Raw genomic sequence first — 14,251 nt, 5'->3', positions numbered from 1 at the left:
TAATAATTGCGCTATAATTTTGGAGAATACAACAGGAGCGGCTATTTTTTTTTACTGTTCATGTGAAAATCTTCACAAACTTTTCATAACTTCTTCACACCTTATAACATAAAGCGATCTAATAAAGGCAGCTGGAGCCGATTCAACAGTATTCCTAATTACAACTTAAAAGATAAAAAGCTGGAGGGTAATGAGATGAAGGAAACAATCGCTACGTTTAGTGATATGGCCGTTTCTAAAATTAATTTATTGAACTCGAGTAAAGCTAGATACTTCACTGTGACAATGATGGCGGGATTTTTCGTTGGATTAGGGGTTGTTCTAATTTATACAATCGGTGGGATGCTCGAGCCATCTAGTTTTGCTAGTACAAAGCTTGTCATGGGCATGGCGTTCGGCGTTGCTCTTAGCCTTGTCCTCATGGCTGGGGCCGACCTTTTTACGAGTAATAATATGATTATGACCATTGGTACCTTGATGAAAAAAACAACTACATATGACACTTTTAAAGTATGGACCTTTAGTTATATCGGCAACTTTGCCGGCTCTATTGTCGTTGCTACGTTATTTTTCTATTCCGGATTGGCTTCTGGTGCGACAGCTAATTTCATCACAACAGTAGCTAGCGATAAGATGAATACGCCATTCATGGAGTTGTTTGTCCGTGGGATTCTTTGTAATATTCTTGTCTGTCTAGCTGCCTGGTGCTCTGTCAAATTAAAAGATGAAACCGCGAAACTCATTATGATTTTCTGGTGCTTATTTACCTTCATCACATCAGGTTTCGAACACAGTATCGCCAATATGACTTTGTTATCTATTTCACTCATGGTTCCCCACCCTGAAACCGTTTCGATGGCAGGATTAGTATCAAACTTAGTACCTGTCACAATCGGCAATATCATTGGTGGTGCCTTATTCATTGGGGCGGCTTATTGGTATGGCAATACTAACAGACCAATTAGGATTCTTTCATAAAGGGCGACAAACATGCAAACATCCCTCGATTAACATTCAAATCGAGGGGTTTTGCATAAACTATTTGAATAATGGAAAGCCGATTTGTAATTCCTACATTAATTGTATCCTTCCCGCATATCAATTATTCAAATACCCCACTTCTAAGTAGTGTAAAGTCGACTTTGACATTGACTTTCATTTCTTTGTACAACTCTTGCCATTTCTCTTCTGTCAGTTCAGAATGACGTACAGAGCTTCTGTAAAATTCACCATATCCAAAAACATCCGAACCAATTTCTTGGCAATAAGTAACTACCCTTAATATTTCATTCTCTAACTTCTTACCAATTGCATCTTCGAATTTTTCCAGGTTTTCTTGGCTTGTCGTATCGATGCTCGGCTTTATTTCTAATAATCTTGCATGTACTTTAAAATGTAGATCAAATTCGGGCGTTGTTTGGTTCACTAACTTCACATCTTTATGCGTTTTAATTGGATCTAACACCAAAATAATTTCTTCAGGTGAGCCCTCTACTAACGAAGAAGGAAAATCATCCCCTTTAATTTTTATTTCAATTATCCCATTTTCATAATCATCCCGACTTAGCTTCACGAAAAAACTATCCTCAACAGCAAGTTTTCCTATCATTTTGTCTTTCCTAAATAAAGCTATACCAGAAATCGCTACAAGCTCATCATCTCTTTTTATAATCGGCATGGCAATGTCCCTACCTATGGAATAATAATCATACGCTATTTCATGAAGTGTAGATGAAACCACTTGCTCACTTTTAATGTTTTGATCTAACAGCTTATAAACATGTTCGCCAATTTCATCAATCTCTGGGTATTGATATTCAAGTAACGGCCTCGTCTCGCCCTCTACAACTGCCAAAAGCATCCCCTCACTTATTGTATGATTTTTCATAAGGGTATCAATATAATGACCTATGCCGCCTTTGGCAAACTCTTCACCGAATAAAGTCCCCCTCAATTGTCCTGACATTAATTTTTCGGCTGCCCTGAGATTGATCTTCGCCCGTGTCCCTTGACTTGTTGAATTTTCGGTTGTAATAATTGCAACTTTACTTTGTAATTCTGTACCCACTTGACGAACAACTGCTGTAGTCTCCACGCTTTCTTCTTTCCCTATATCATAGCCTACCAAGGTGACTAAACTCACTCGTTCAAGGATTTTTGTTTCTATACATCCGACTAAGCTAACGCAGAGTACTAGCAGTACTATAAAAAAATAAATTTTCTTCATTCACTTTGCTCCTTATGTGATTTGAATTTATTTTTTATCGCAGCTATTACGTATAACATGATGGGGTAAACAAAAACAATATAAAATGCCACCTGGTTAAAGTAATCATTAAACGTATTTATTTGTGTTCGAGTTTTAAAGGTTAAGCTAATAATGAAGACGATTAACGAGAATATCCAGACGAATTTATTTGCACTTATCCTTACCATGCGTCTGATTCCACGAAAAGCAGACCATACAAATAGACAAAGATTCGGTAAAATGAGTAACATCCAAAAACAAACGACTATATACTCAACACGTTCTATGAACGGTAGCTTAACAATACTGAATAAAGACAAAGTTGCCCATATCGTTTTAGTTAATTGTTCCCCGCTGAAATACGTTAGCGACACCAGCATAGCAGCAAGATAAATCAACGTCGTCACGAACAAACCAAGATGAATATGTTTTTTTGCATTCTCCTTATCCTTTACAAAAGGATAAATCACATATATTATCTCAAATCCTATAATCGTAAACGTCATGGACTTTATCCCTTTCAATATTTCGCTCATATTAGCCTCGAAAACAGGAAGAAGATTCCGAGGTTCCATAAACTTGAGTGGAGCAGCCAATAGAGGGAAAAGCCATATAACAAGTACAATACTAAAAAAGGAAATACCTACAATTACCCGCAGCCCTCCCGTAAACGTATAAATCACAATTAACAGCAATGTGCCAGCAAGAAACCAGGTACCTAAGTCTGGAAAAACCCATGTCTGAACAACTTCAATATAGTTTCTCAACACTGTAAAAAATGCACCTGAACAATACATAATATAAAGTATATTGAAGAAATTCCCCATCCATTTACCGAATACATCTTGATGAATACCATATAGATCATTTGAACCATATATTTGTAATGTTTTAATCATGAAAAAAGCGATGATATGAGTAGCGAGACCTGCAAGAAGTACAGAAATCCATGCATCTTGTTTGGCATCCCCGTATATAATCCGCTGAAAACCGTGTAGCCCAACCCCAATCTGAACTGATTGAACGATAAAAAAAAGTAAAAAAGCGTTAATCGTATCAGTTGGACTAAGTTGTATAGAGCTTTTCACTCATTTCACCTTCTGTTCATTTTTTTCAGGATTTATAGGTTCGGGTTCATATTTATCCTGGTCTTCCGGCCTTGTATTTGAAGGTCTCTTAAATGTAAATGGCAAAGGCAATCTGACAAGACTATCCCGCCAATCAATTAGTCGAGGAGGATAAAAAGGCGCTGTATAGGGGGATCCCAAACTTGTTTGACGCAAAAGGTGGATCAGAATAAAACAAAAACCCAGCATAATGCCATAAAATCCCCAAAATCCTGCTAATAGTATTAACGGGAACCGAATGATTCTAATGACATTACCCATCATATAACTTGGGGTTGTGAAGGACGACAACGCCCCTAAAGCAACAATAATAATTAAAATATTGCTCGTAATCCCTGCTTGCACCGCTGCCGTTCCAATGACGATACCGCCAACAATACCAATGGTTTGACCTACCTTTGTCGGCAATCTGACTCCAGCTTCTCTAAGCAACTCAATAATAAGCTCTATAAGCAGCGCCTCTAATAAAGGTGGGAAAGGAACCAAGGCTCTAGATTCACTCAGGGGAACTACGAGTGTTTCCGGAATGACTTCATAATGAAATGTTAAAGCCGCTACATATAATGGGGTTAAAAATACAGATAGGACGACTGCACTGAATCTTAATAACCGGACAAATGAAGCAATCTGCCAGCGAAGATTTAAATCTTCCTGACTTTGGAAGAACTCAATAAATGAGTGCGGGCAAACGAGCGCAAAAGAACTTCCATCTACGATGACTCCCAATTTACCGTTCAGTAGTTCAGCACAAAACTTGTCCGGTCTTTCCGTTAGTAACATCTGTGGAAAAATCGATAAAGTGTTGTCATTTATCAAATGCTCCAGAATCGCACTATCTAATACAGAATCAACATTAAGATTGGTAATCCTTTGTCGTAGCGTGTTCACCATTTCTTCGGAAGCAACGCCTTTAATGTATAACATTGCAACTGTTGTTTTCGATTGTTTGCCAAGTTCTATTTTTTCATTGCAGAGGTTTCGATTTTTTATATACCTACGAATCAAGGATACACTCGTTGACAGGCTTTCATTGAATGCGACTTGCGCACCGATTACCTGAGATTCATTTTCTGGTGCCGATAAAGCCCGCGATTCATTGGTAGGGATATTTGCTAATACAACTTGCGAGTACCCCTCAACATGAATAAGTACGCTTCCATCCATCATGGCAGCAATAGTATCATCTAAGTTAGACGATAATTTGACCTGAGCGATTGTTAGGATTGATAGGATACTTTCTGGTGAGACATCCTTTCCTGTAAATAAATCCTGGATAATATGTTTTTTTAGTACTTCACCATCCACTAATGTGTCTATATAAATGAGCGTTAGATTCGGTGGTATTGATTTAATATTTAAATCAGATGAGTGATGAACAGCATTACTCACCATCTGAATGAAATCATTCTTTGAAATGGGAACTGCGCTTTCCCCGTTTTCTTCACTTGCTTTATTCTTTTCACCTGCTACTCCAGACTGTTCTTTTATGAAAGTCGAATTAAATCTTTTGCGAAACACATTCTTCACCCCATTACTAACTTTGTTTCTAAAATTGACTTAAAAAGAACAATCTATACCCTCATCTGAAATTCAATGCGTCCCATATACCATTTACAATCAATACCTATAGCTAACTTTTCCCCTGTTCCCAAACAATATTCAGCCACACAAGAAAACCGATCCATCGAACTGGATCGGTTTTCTTGTTAATTATCAATTACGCCTTGGCGTAATTGTGTCCGGAGGCTTTATCTGAATTCAGATAGACCAAGTGAAACATACTTTACTTCTACATATTCGTCGATGCCATGATGGCCACCTTCACGACCTAGGCCACTTTGTTTAAAGCCGCCAAACGGAGCTTGTGGTGTCGAGGGCAGTCCGTCATTCAAACCAATAATACCGTATTCCAGTTTCTCAGTTATTCGGATGCCTCGCGTAATATTTTCGGTAAAGACATAAGCTGCCAGCCCATAAATCGAATCGTTAGCCCGACTGATCGCTTCCTCTTCCGTCACAAACGTGCTAATGGGCAATACGGGACCGAATGTTTCCTCCTGCATACAAACCATATCATCTGTGACGTTTGTCAAAATCGTTGGTTCAAAGAATAGGCCACCTTTCCCAGTGCCACCTAGTGCAACGGCTGCCCCTTTTCCTTGTGCATCATCCACATGCTGTCGTACTTTTTCAACCGCAGAAGTATCAATAAGTGGACCAATATCCACACCTGCATCCAATCCATTACCAACCTTCAGCTGCTTCGCCGCCTCAACAAGTTTTTCAGTAAATCGCCCTGCAATCGATTCATGCACATAAACACGATTAATACAGACACAGGTTTGCCCTGCATTACGGAATTTCGCCGCCAACACCCCCTCTACTGCCTTGTCCATATCACAATCTTCCATAATAATCGCCGGCGCATGTCCACCTAGTTCCAGCGATACTTTTTTCATCGTTTCCGCCGCACCTTGCATTAAAGTCTTGCCCACTTCTGTCGATCCCGTAAACGTTAGTTTGCGGACACGCGTATCCTGTAGCCAAGCTTCTCCGATTGCTTTGGAATCCCCCGTCACAATATTAACGACCCCATCTGGAATACCGGCCTGTTTCGCCAGTTGAACTAATTTGATAGCCGTAAGTGGCGTTTGCCCCGCCGGCTTAATGACAACCGTACAACCCGCTGCCAATGCCGGCCCCACTTTCCGCGTAATCATCGCCGCCGGGAAATTCCACGGCGTAATGACTGCCGCTACCCCCACAGGCTGTTTATGAACAAAAAGACGCTTGTTCTGCTTTGTAGCGGGTATGATTTCTCCGTAAATCCGCTTGCCTTCCTCTGCATACCAAGCCATAAACCCATTGGCATAATTGATTTCCCCACGCGCCTCAGAAAGCGGCTTCCCTTGTTCTTGCGTCATCGTCGTCGCCAAGTCTTCCGTCTGCTGCTTAATCAATTCATACCAGTTGCGAATCAATTCACTGCGCTCATAAGCCGACAAACTTGACCACTCTCCAAATGCTCCGTAAGCAGCATCTACAGCTAAAATCGCTTCTTGGCTACTCCCTCTCGGAACAGTCGCAAATACTTGTCCTGTCGCCGGGTTACTTACTTCGATGACTGGTAGTTCATGGCCAATTTCTTCACCGTTGATGATCATGTGATAGGTTTTCAAATCAAATCTCTCCTCATCTCAATCCGGCTCGGTGACAACACCATCAAATGCAGATTGATAGATTTTCCTTATATCGCCCTCATGTAACGGCAAAGGACTTCTTCCTAGTATACGCTTTTGCTTCACACCGTCTGAAGTCAACTGCTCAAGAGCAGATTCAGGAATATTGAAACCACCTAATGTCGTTGGAATTCCAACATCTTTGACCATTCTTATCAGCTCATCCACACATTTATACGATGCCTCTTCTTCCGATAACAGACCTTTATTCCCTCCTAGTGCTTCCAATATGTCAGCCATTCGTTTCGTACAGCTTTTCCGAATATAACTCATGACATATGGCAACAGCACTGCATTGGATTCCCCATGAGGAATATGGAATTGTCCACCTATCGGATAGGCTAACGCATGGACACCTGCAACTCCCGCATTAAAGAAGGCTAATCCAGCAAGATAGCTTCCTTGACTCATGTCTGTTCTAGCTTGTCTATCAGTTCCGTCTTCAACTGCTTTACGTAATGATCGGGCAATCATTCGAATTGCATGTAGGGCAAGCGCGTCAGATGTCGGGCTAGCATTTACAGAAATATAAGCCTCCACAGCATGTGTGAGTGCATCTACTCCAGTCGCCGCCGTAATTCTAGGCGGCACTGAAACCGTCAAGGCCGGATCAACAATCGCAACATCCGCCAATAAATAATTATCAGCTACTACATCTTTTGTTGTTTCCAATGAAAGAACCGAGATATTCGTAACCTCAGATCCAGTCCCGGCAGTCGTTGGAATAAGAATTTTAGGCAGACCCTTCTTCTCAATTTTTTGGGTACCTGTCAAATTCAAATAATCCTCTACTGGCCCATCATGAACTGCAAGCACGGCTGCTAACTTCGCTAAGTCCATTGCACTGCCACCACCAAATCCAATAACCAGTTCAAATTTCCCTTTACGTGTAAATTCAACAAGTTCCTCCCCAACTGCAAGTGGGGGTTCTGGCACAACACCCGTATATACAATAACGTCATATCCCCTATCCATCAGAGGATCTGTCACTTGTTTTGCGATACCAATTTTCTCCAATGAAGGATCTGTCACGACAAGAATTTTTTTAGCTGAATACTTCTCTATCTCTGGCAGTAATTGCTCTAACGCTCCCCAGCCTGTATAGCTGAGTGGAGCAAAGACAAGCTGTGAAAAACTCATCGTCCTTCTCCTTTCATCACTCATAATATCCTTCGGTCGATTTACGGAAACTCTTAAATTGGTTAGCATCATGACCAAACCACACGTCTGAATTTGTTTCTTTTGCAATTCTACGGATTTTTTCAACTGCGCTAGAATAGCCAATCGAATCGTAAATGATACCCGGCGGCTTAATCGGCGGTCCAAAACTTTCCGCCGTATAAATAGCATCTGACGCTAGAATAATTCCGCCTGTTTCTGGCATATCAATCTGTAAGCCAAGCATCCCCCATGCATGTCCGCTACCAAAGTTGAGAATATTGATTCCCTCTGCAAGTTGAATATTATCTTCACCACGTTTGATGGTGTGCCATTGGAGATTATTTTTAATCCACGCATCAATATCTCCCCAGACATAAGCACCTTCTTTCTGATTACGGGCGTATGTTTGTAATGTCCCATTCAGCTCGTCCTCATGGACTATAATTTTCGCATTCGTAAATAGCTCCAAACATCCTGCATGGTCCAAATGCAAATGAGAAGCCACTACATATTTAATATCTTCAGGTCTAACGCCTAATTGATCCAAACGATTATGGAGATAGCACTCCTCAGCCATCGTAATCGGGAACATCTGCTGTGTCATCTGACCCCAACGTCCATCTTGTCCCATTGCATTAGGATTACATGCAGTATCAAAAAGGATTTTCCCTTCTGGGTGATCAATTAGGACTGTGTATATCGGAAACTCAACAAATTCGGCAGGTGCAGTCGGATTGGATATTGTAGCTGGATTATGCATTGCAATCATCCAATTTTTATCCATTTTCATAGTTCCGTTGTCCATTACATACAGCTTTTTATTCGGCATAATAATGTTTGACAAAATACTTCCTCCTTGTTTTTTAAAGTTTTAACCCACTTCACGTACCTAACCTCTCACCCACCCCCTTTCAAGATCTCCGCTAGTCAAAATGAATACGTAACCATTTCATGCAAAACCAATACGATTGCTTTTTTGTACCCATCACAATTCGAATGACTACGTATTCATTTCAATCCATCCCTTCTTATTTCAATGTACTCGTTGTCTTTCTTTCTAATAATATAGTTCCAATTGTTTTTTGAACAAATGAAGAACTCGAGGACTGTCCTTCAATCAGATTAATCAATGTTTCCATTGCAATCCTACCCAGATTTTCTTCAGTTGTAATTGCAACTGTGCTCAACTGAAATGCTGCATGGCTACTTAAATTCACATTATCTGTTCCAATAATACTAATATCCTGCGGGATTCTATATCCTTTTTGCAGGAGGTAATCCATCATAAAAATAGCAATTGAATCCGTTGCAGCATAAATAGCTGTCGGCCGACTCTGTCGAGACATAATAGATGCAGTCTCCTTAAAAATGGCTTCTCGGCTTGTATCCGTAATAATGATATTTTGTTCGTTTAACGGTAGATTCTCTTCTTCAAAAATTTGTTTAAAGCCTTCAAATCTTCCCCAAAACGTACTCATATTCAAAGGGCCTCCAACCCAAACAATATTAACATGATTTAATCGCACTAAATGTTCTGTCGCAAGACGTCCCGCTTGAACATTATCCATTTCAATAAAATGACCAGCCTCTTCATGTTTTCTATTAAACATTACAAAAGGGACATTGAGTCTGTTTAATCTTTCAAAAATAGGATCCTCATATAAAATAGATGACAAAATAATCCCATCTACTTTATTTCCAACAATATCTTGATAAACTTCTAAGTTACTACCAAAGTTTTCAAAATGAACATTGACATTAAATCCTTTTTCCTTTGCATAATTCACAATAGAAGTGGTAGATTCTGCAAAAAACGGATTATGTAACGGACCTGATAGTAAGGCTATCGATTTAGTTTTATTATTCACCAGTGAACGTGCAATTGAATTCGGTTGATAATTCAAGGCATCAATAGCCCCCAAAACCTTATCAAGCGTTTTTTTCTGCACCATCTCTGGATTATTTAATACTCTTGAAACTGTCGTTTGCGAAACACCCGCATATTTTGCTACATCTTTAGAAGAAGCCATCATTAATCACCTTAATTAACTCTTTTTTCTATTTAAGTTGAACGTAGGATTGTAACATAATCACCAGCGAAGGCATCCCGTAGCGCCAAGCGGTTTTAGTAGGATTCTTTAGCTCAACATATATATTTATTTAATTTGACTATAACTGAGTGAAAAATAAATGTCAACACTATTCCGTTTTTTCAGAATACAAAAGAATGATGTACACTCTTATGGAGAATCACTCATTGTCTCTCATTTCATTTTTTACCGAATAATATCTCTCCAATTGCCACCCATCTGACGAAATTCATCATCAACTCATGCTTTTTATGATCATTCAATATTTCCAAGAAACCTTCCTAAAATTGCTGTATATATCTCTGGTTGTTCATTATGAACTAAGTGAGCTGCAAATGGCACGACTGCTATATGGAAACGGTCATTCTTTTTCCGATAGTCGAGAGCTCCACTCACTTCATGCAACTTTCCTTCCCCAACGATTATTAGCGCTGGACATCGAATACTTGAGGCATCACCTGTTTCATTAAACGGATACCAGTCAATCTCCTGTGATAGCCTTATAAAACTTTGCCAGTTTGACAGATGCAGTTGATTAAAATAATTAACTGCTTCCCTATTTTCAAGAATAGCCATTTGCATACGTGCATCAATAAGCTGTAATTCAGCCCAATTATGAGGTTTTTCCGAAGTGATTCCAGACAATGTCAAACTGCTTACTCTATCAGGAAATCGTTTTGCGAAAACCAACCCGACAAGCGCACCTAGAGATCCTCCTACTATATGTGTTTTTTCGACTTTAAGAAAATCCAGTGTTTCTTTCAAATCCTCCGCAGAGTCTTCAAAAAAGTTTACAACGTCTATTTCATTGACTTTCGATTTACCATGTCCTCGTAAATCAGGAAGTATGACTTTATAATTCTTCTTAAAATGTCCACTTTGGTAATTAAAATCACTTTCCCCTGTCTGCAATCCAGAATGAAGAAATACAATCGGATCCCCTTCACCGATAACACTTGTGTGTAAAATCATTCACACTCTCCCCCATTTCTCCACCCAATCTCTACCGTTAGGGTGATGGTTGTCAAAACTTATTCTTTATCTTGAGAACCAACCACTCACAATCCCCTTCAAAGTTTCCTTTAACAACAATCAATTGTCTATTAATTTTAACACAACACTAATAGAACACACTATCCCACCATCTGCTATAATGAAGAACATACATCATAACCTAGGAGGACTATTTATTATGCGTAAAAACATAGTCGCCTATCTTACACTAGTTATTGGTTTGCTTATTTTTTCTGGTTGTTCACATGACAGCATCGAACCCACAACTAAGATAGACGACAAAGTGATTGACAACAGCGAAATACAAAAAGTTGATCAGCAAGCTACTAGCCATTCAACATTGAAAGTCCATTACTTAGACGTTGGACAGGCTGATGCAACCTTACTCCAGCTCTTTGATCAGGACGAAACTATCAATCTACTCATTGATACAGGAGATTGGAACACATCCGATGTAGTCACTTACCTTCATTCACAAAACATTGAGGATATTGACATCATCGCGGTGACGCATCCTCATGCCGATCATATTGGTCAGTTGGATAAAATCATTGAGGACTTTTCCGTTACCGAGGTGTGGATGAATGGCGAAACTGCGACTTCACAAGTGTTTGCGAAATCACTTGAAGCTATCGAAAAGCACGATGTCGATTATTATGAACCTGAAGTTGGCGAAATCTTTGATATCGGACCACTCGAAATAACAGTTCTTCATCCTGATGCTTTATCAGCCAATACAAATAATAATTCACTCGCGATGCGGTTACAATATGGTGAAGTCTCTTTCCTCTTCACCGGGGATGCTGAACAGCAAGCCGAAAACGCAATCCTCGCTAGCGGCGCGAACATCCAAGCGAAGATTTTACATCTCGGACACCACGGCTCTAATACGTCAAGCACACCTGATTTTGTACAAGCCGTCAATCCAGAAATCGCGATTTACTCGGCTGGTGTCGATAATTCTTATGGACATCCTGATGCTGAAGTCGTTGATCGCATCCATGCAAGTAATATCCCGCTTTACGGCACAGATACACATGGCACGATTATTGTTGAAACAGATGGTAAAAGCTACACCATCATGACTGATAAACAAGGAACACTGCCTCGCTCACCAACGGGACAATCCTGTCTGGACATCAACACGGCCAGTGACGAGGAACTTCAAGAAATCACACATATTGGACCTACCCTGGCAGATTCAGTAATCAAACTGCGACCTTTTCGCTCCGTCGATGAGCTCACTAACGTCAAAGGTATTGGACCCGGACGCTTGCATGATATTAAATCGCAGGGACTTGCCTGCGTAGGAGGTTAATAGATGTATTCAGGTTATCTTGATCGCTTTACGGATACAAATGACGCACTTATACTCGTTGACGCATTGCAACAGCAATTCCGTGTATCGGCTACTTCACTACCAGCCGATAGTCGTGTGGGAACTTGGTTTTTGATCGATATTCAAGAGAATGAAGTCATCACGTTACAAATAGATATGGACAAAACACAGGCTGCTGCGCAAGAAGTTGAAGAGCGAATGCAGCGATTAAAATCTAAAAAGACGAGTCGATTTAAACGGAGTTAATCTTTTATTTTCCTTTGTCGTATGAAGTTATTGACACTTGTAGGCTAAATATTGGCGTTCAACTACAGGATATTAGCGTCTGCACACGATTTATTGGCGCTCAAGGGCATTTTATTGGCGAATCAAGACTTTACTACCACCTAAAAAGCCGGAAGAGAAAATCTTCCGGCTTTCATTTATCTTCTATTCACTTCAACTGCTCATACTGCTCCACAATCGCCTCAAACAACATCGCTCCCGGCTGTAATCCTGTAAACGTTTCAATCGCCTGTGCAAGCCCTTGCTGTTCAATCGTCTCTTGTATAATTTTCGCATCTGGATCCTCCATATAATCGTAACGCAATGCAGCCGCAATGCCTATGACCAAATGCTTTGGTGTCTCCTTAAACAAATCGACATATTGCTGGGCAGGCCCTACAAATCGATCATTCGCCTGCAGTTTACGGACAGGTGAGCGGCCTACCCGCGCTGTATCATCTACAATAAATGGATTCGCAAAACGTCCGATAATTCTTTGAATATACTCATCATGCGCTTGCTCATTAAAGTCATATTTTGCAATGAGCAGCCTCCCTGTCTCTTGCAAAGCTTTCTCCGTGAAGCTTCTAATTTCTTCATTCGCCAGCGTCTCATGAATGGTTTGAATCCCCGCTAAGTAGCCCAGATAAGCAGCTGTAGCATGGCCTGTATTCACCGTATAGAGCTTTCTTTCAATATACGGCTGCAATTCCTGCACAAAGAGAATCCCTTCAATTGGAGGGTTTTCTCCCTTAATTTGTGATTCATCCACAACCCATTCGTAAAATGGTTCAACCTTGACCAGTAGTTTATCGTCATTCGTCTGATTTGGAACAATACGATCTACCGCTGCATTTGGGAAGCTAAAGCGTTCATCAAACGAAACTTTTTCCGCCTCATCTAACTGCTCATAGACTTTCTCCTTGAGCAAAGCACTACCACCAATCATATTTTCACAAGCAATAATCGTTAATGGCTTATCTGATTGCACAAGGCGTTCCTTCAACCCCTTTGCCAATAAAACAGCAATATGCGGCAACACATTCGGTCCAACTGCCGCCGACACAAAGTCCGCTTTGGCAATCGCTTCAATGACTCGCTCGGGATCCGCCGCACTATTAATAGCCCGCACATCCTTGACAAGCAATTCCTCCTGCGAAGCATTTGCAAGTTGTACGCGGTACTGTTTTTTTTCATTAATCAAATCCACCAACTCGCTATTGACATCTACAAAGCAAGTTTCAAATCCAGACTGGTACAATAAGCTCCCAATAAATCCTCTCCCGATATTCCCTGCACCAAAGTGAACAGCCTGCATATTAGTTCACTCCTTCAAAGAACGCCAGGATATCTTCCTTCGAAGATGCCTTAACAATCGCTTCGACATTTTCCTCTTCAGAAACAACGATGGCAATATTCGAAAGAATGTCCAAATGCTCGTCACCCTTGCCAGCAATACCAAAGATCAATTTCACGATATTACCATCTCCAAAGTCAACGCCGCCTGGTACTTGAATGATTGCGATACCTGATGTCTTCACTTGCTCCTTGGCATCGTCCGTCCCGTGCGGAATTGCTACAAAATTGCCCATATACGTCGACGTCATTGCTTCACGTTCCAACATTTTCTCGATATAGCTTGGCTCAACGTATCCTTCCTCAACAAGAATCTGTCCCGTAAAACGAATTGCCTCTTCTTTTGTTGCCAGCCCTTTATTCAACACAATATTATCCACTGATAGAATCTCTACAGTCATTGTTAACACTCC

Annotated in this window: 13 protein-coding genes; 3 read left to right on the top strand and 10 right to left on the bottom strand. The window is 40.5% G+C overall.

Annotated features, from left to right (window positions below):
• The first annotated feature begins 195 nt into the window (after positions 1-195).
• Complete coding sequence (locus tag N1I80_RS06410) at positions 196-978, top strand: formate/nitrite transporter family protein (RefSeq protein ID WP_340737070.1); 783 nt, start codon at positions 196-198, stop codon at positions 976-978.
• A gap of 124 nt (positions 979-1,102) precedes the next feature.
• Here N1I80_RS06410 and N1I80_RS06405 read toward each other — a convergent pair whose 3' ends face one another.
• From N1I80_RS06405 to N1I80_RS06370, 8 genes are all read right to left on the bottom strand, one after another.
• The gene (locus tag N1I80_RS06405; RefSeq protein WP_340737069.1) at positions 1,103-2,227 is read right to left on the bottom strand and encodes a Ger(x)C family spore germination protein; all 1,125 of its coding nucleotides are present in this window, start codon (positions 2,225-2,227) and stop codon (positions 1,103-1,105) included.
• A complete protein-coding gene (locus N1I80_RS06400; protein ID WP_340737068.1) occupies positions 2,224-3,336 on the bottom strand; it encodes a GerAB/ArcD/ProY family transporter in 1,113 nt (370 codons plus the stop codon). Before N1I80_RS06400 ends, N1I80_RS06405 begins: the two co-directional genes overlap by 4 nt.
• The gene (locus N1I80_RS06395) at positions 3,337-4,893 is read right to left on the bottom strand and encodes a spore germination protein (protein WP_340737067.1); all 1,557 of its coding nucleotides are present in this window, start codon (positions 4,891-4,893) and stop codon (positions 3,337-3,339) included.
• 230 nt (positions 4,894-5,123) lie between these two features.
• Positions 5,124-6,554: an NAD-dependent succinate-semialdehyde dehydrogenase gene (locus tag N1I80_RS06390; protein WP_340737066.1), complete on the bottom strand. Its 1,431-nt coding sequence runs from the start codon at positions 6,552-6,554 to the stop codon at positions 5,124-5,126.
• A gap of 18 nt (positions 6,555-6,572) precedes the next feature.
• On the bottom strand, positions 6,573-7,754 hold the full coding sequence (locus N1I80_RS06385) for an iron-containing alcohol dehydrogenase (RefSeq protein WP_340737065.1): 1,182 nt from the start codon (positions 7,752-7,754) through the stop codon (positions 6,573-6,575).
• A 16-nt stretch (positions 7,755-7,770) separates the two neighbouring features.
• Positions 7,771-8,619: an AhlS family quorum-quenching N-acyl homoserine lactonase gene (gene ahlS, locus N1I80_RS06380; protein ID WP_340737064.1), complete on the bottom strand. Its 849-nt coding sequence runs from the start codon at positions 8,617-8,619 to the stop codon at positions 7,771-7,773.
• 184 nt (positions 8,620-8,803) lie between these two features.
• A complete protein-coding gene (locus N1I80_RS06375; protein ID WP_340737063.1) occupies positions 8,804-9,805 on the bottom strand; it encodes a LacI family DNA-binding transcriptional regulator in 1,002 nt (333 codons plus the stop codon).
• A 315-nt stretch (positions 9,806-10,120) separates the two neighbouring features.
• Positions 10,121-10,837: an alpha/beta fold hydrolase gene (locus tag N1I80_RS06370; RefSeq protein WP_340737062.1), complete on the bottom strand. Its 717-nt coding sequence runs from the start codon at positions 10,835-10,837 to the stop codon at positions 10,121-10,123.
• Positions 10,838-11,057: 220 nt separating this feature from the next.
• On the opposite strand from N1I80_RS06370, the gene N1I80_RS06365 reads away from it, so the two are divergent.
• Both N1I80_RS06365 and N1I80_RS06360 read left to right on the top strand, forming a co-directional pair.
• Positions 11,058-12,197 (top strand): MBL fold metallo-hydrolase, encoded by a 1,140-nt coding sequence (locus N1I80_RS06365; protein WP_340737061.1) that lies wholly within the window; start codon positions 11,058-11,060, stop codon positions 12,195-12,197.
• 3 nt (positions 12,198-12,200) lie between these two features.
• On the top strand, positions 12,201-12,464 hold the full coding sequence (locus tag N1I80_RS06360; protein ID WP_340737060.1) for a DUF3006 domain-containing protein: 264 nt from the start codon (positions 12,201-12,203) through the stop codon (positions 12,462-12,464).
• Between the two features lie 187 nt (positions 12,465-12,651).
• On the opposite strand, the gene N1I80_RS06355 is transcribed toward N1I80_RS06360, so the two are convergent.
• A complete protein-coding gene (locus tag N1I80_RS06355) occupies positions 12,652-13,800 on the bottom strand; it encodes a mannitol-1-phosphate 5-dehydrogenase (protein ID WP_340737059.1) in 1,149 nt (382 codons plus the stop codon).
• A gap of 1 nt (position 13,801) precedes the next feature.
• On the bottom strand, positions 13,802-14,239 hold the full coding sequence (locus tag N1I80_RS06350) for a PTS sugar transporter subunit IIA (protein ID WP_340737058.1): 438 nt from the start codon (positions 14,237-14,239) through the stop codon (positions 13,802-13,804).
• Positions 14,240-14,251: the final 12 nt, after the last annotated feature.

This window comes from Sporosarcina sp. FSL K6-3457 (assembly GCF_038007285.1).
In the GTDB taxonomy this organism is placed as follows: Bacteria; Bacillota; Bacilli; order Bacillales_A; family Planococcaceae; genus Sporosarcina.
The sequence above is the reverse complement of the archived record's forward strand: the minus strand, read 5'-3'. Positions and strand labels throughout refer to the sequence as shown.

Excerpts from the sequence above, each read along its gene's own strand:
- N1I80_RS06410 (WP_340737070.1), top strand. The coding sequence starts at position 196 with ATGAAGGAAACAATCGCTACGTTTAGTGATATGGCCGTTTCTAAAATT.
- N1I80_RS06405 (WP_340737069.1), bottom strand. The coding sequence starts at position 2,227 with ATGAAGAAAATTTATTTTTTTATAGTACTGCTAGTACTCTGCGTTAGC.
- N1I80_RS06385 (WP_340737065.1), bottom strand. The coding sequence starts at position 7,754 with ATGAGTTTTTCACAGCTTGTCTTTGCTCCACTCAGCTATACAGGCTGG.
- N1I80_RS06375 (WP_340737063.1), bottom strand. The coding sequence starts at position 9,805 with ATGGCTTCTTCTAAAGATGTAGCAAAATATGCGGGTGTTTCGCAAACG.
- N1I80_RS06370 (WP_340737062.1), bottom strand. The coding sequence starts at position 10,837 with ATGATTTTACACACAAGTGTTATCGGTGAAGGGGATCCGATTGTATTT.
- N1I80_RS06365 (WP_340737061.1), top strand. The coding sequence starts at position 11,058 with ATGCGTAAAAACATAGTCGCCTATCTTACACTAGTTATTGGTTTGCTT.
- N1I80_RS06360 (WP_340737060.1), top strand. The coding sequence starts at position 12,201 with ATGTATTCAGGTTATCTTGATCGCTTTACGGATACAAATGACGCACTT.
- N1I80_RS06355 (WP_340737059.1), bottom strand. The coding sequence starts at position 13,800 with ATGCAGGCTGTTCACTTTGGTGCAGGGAATATCGGGAGAGGATTTATT.
- N1I80_RS06350 (WP_340737058.1), bottom strand. The coding sequence starts at position 14,239 with ATGACTGTAGAGATTCTATCAGTGGATAATATTGTGTTGAATAAAGGG.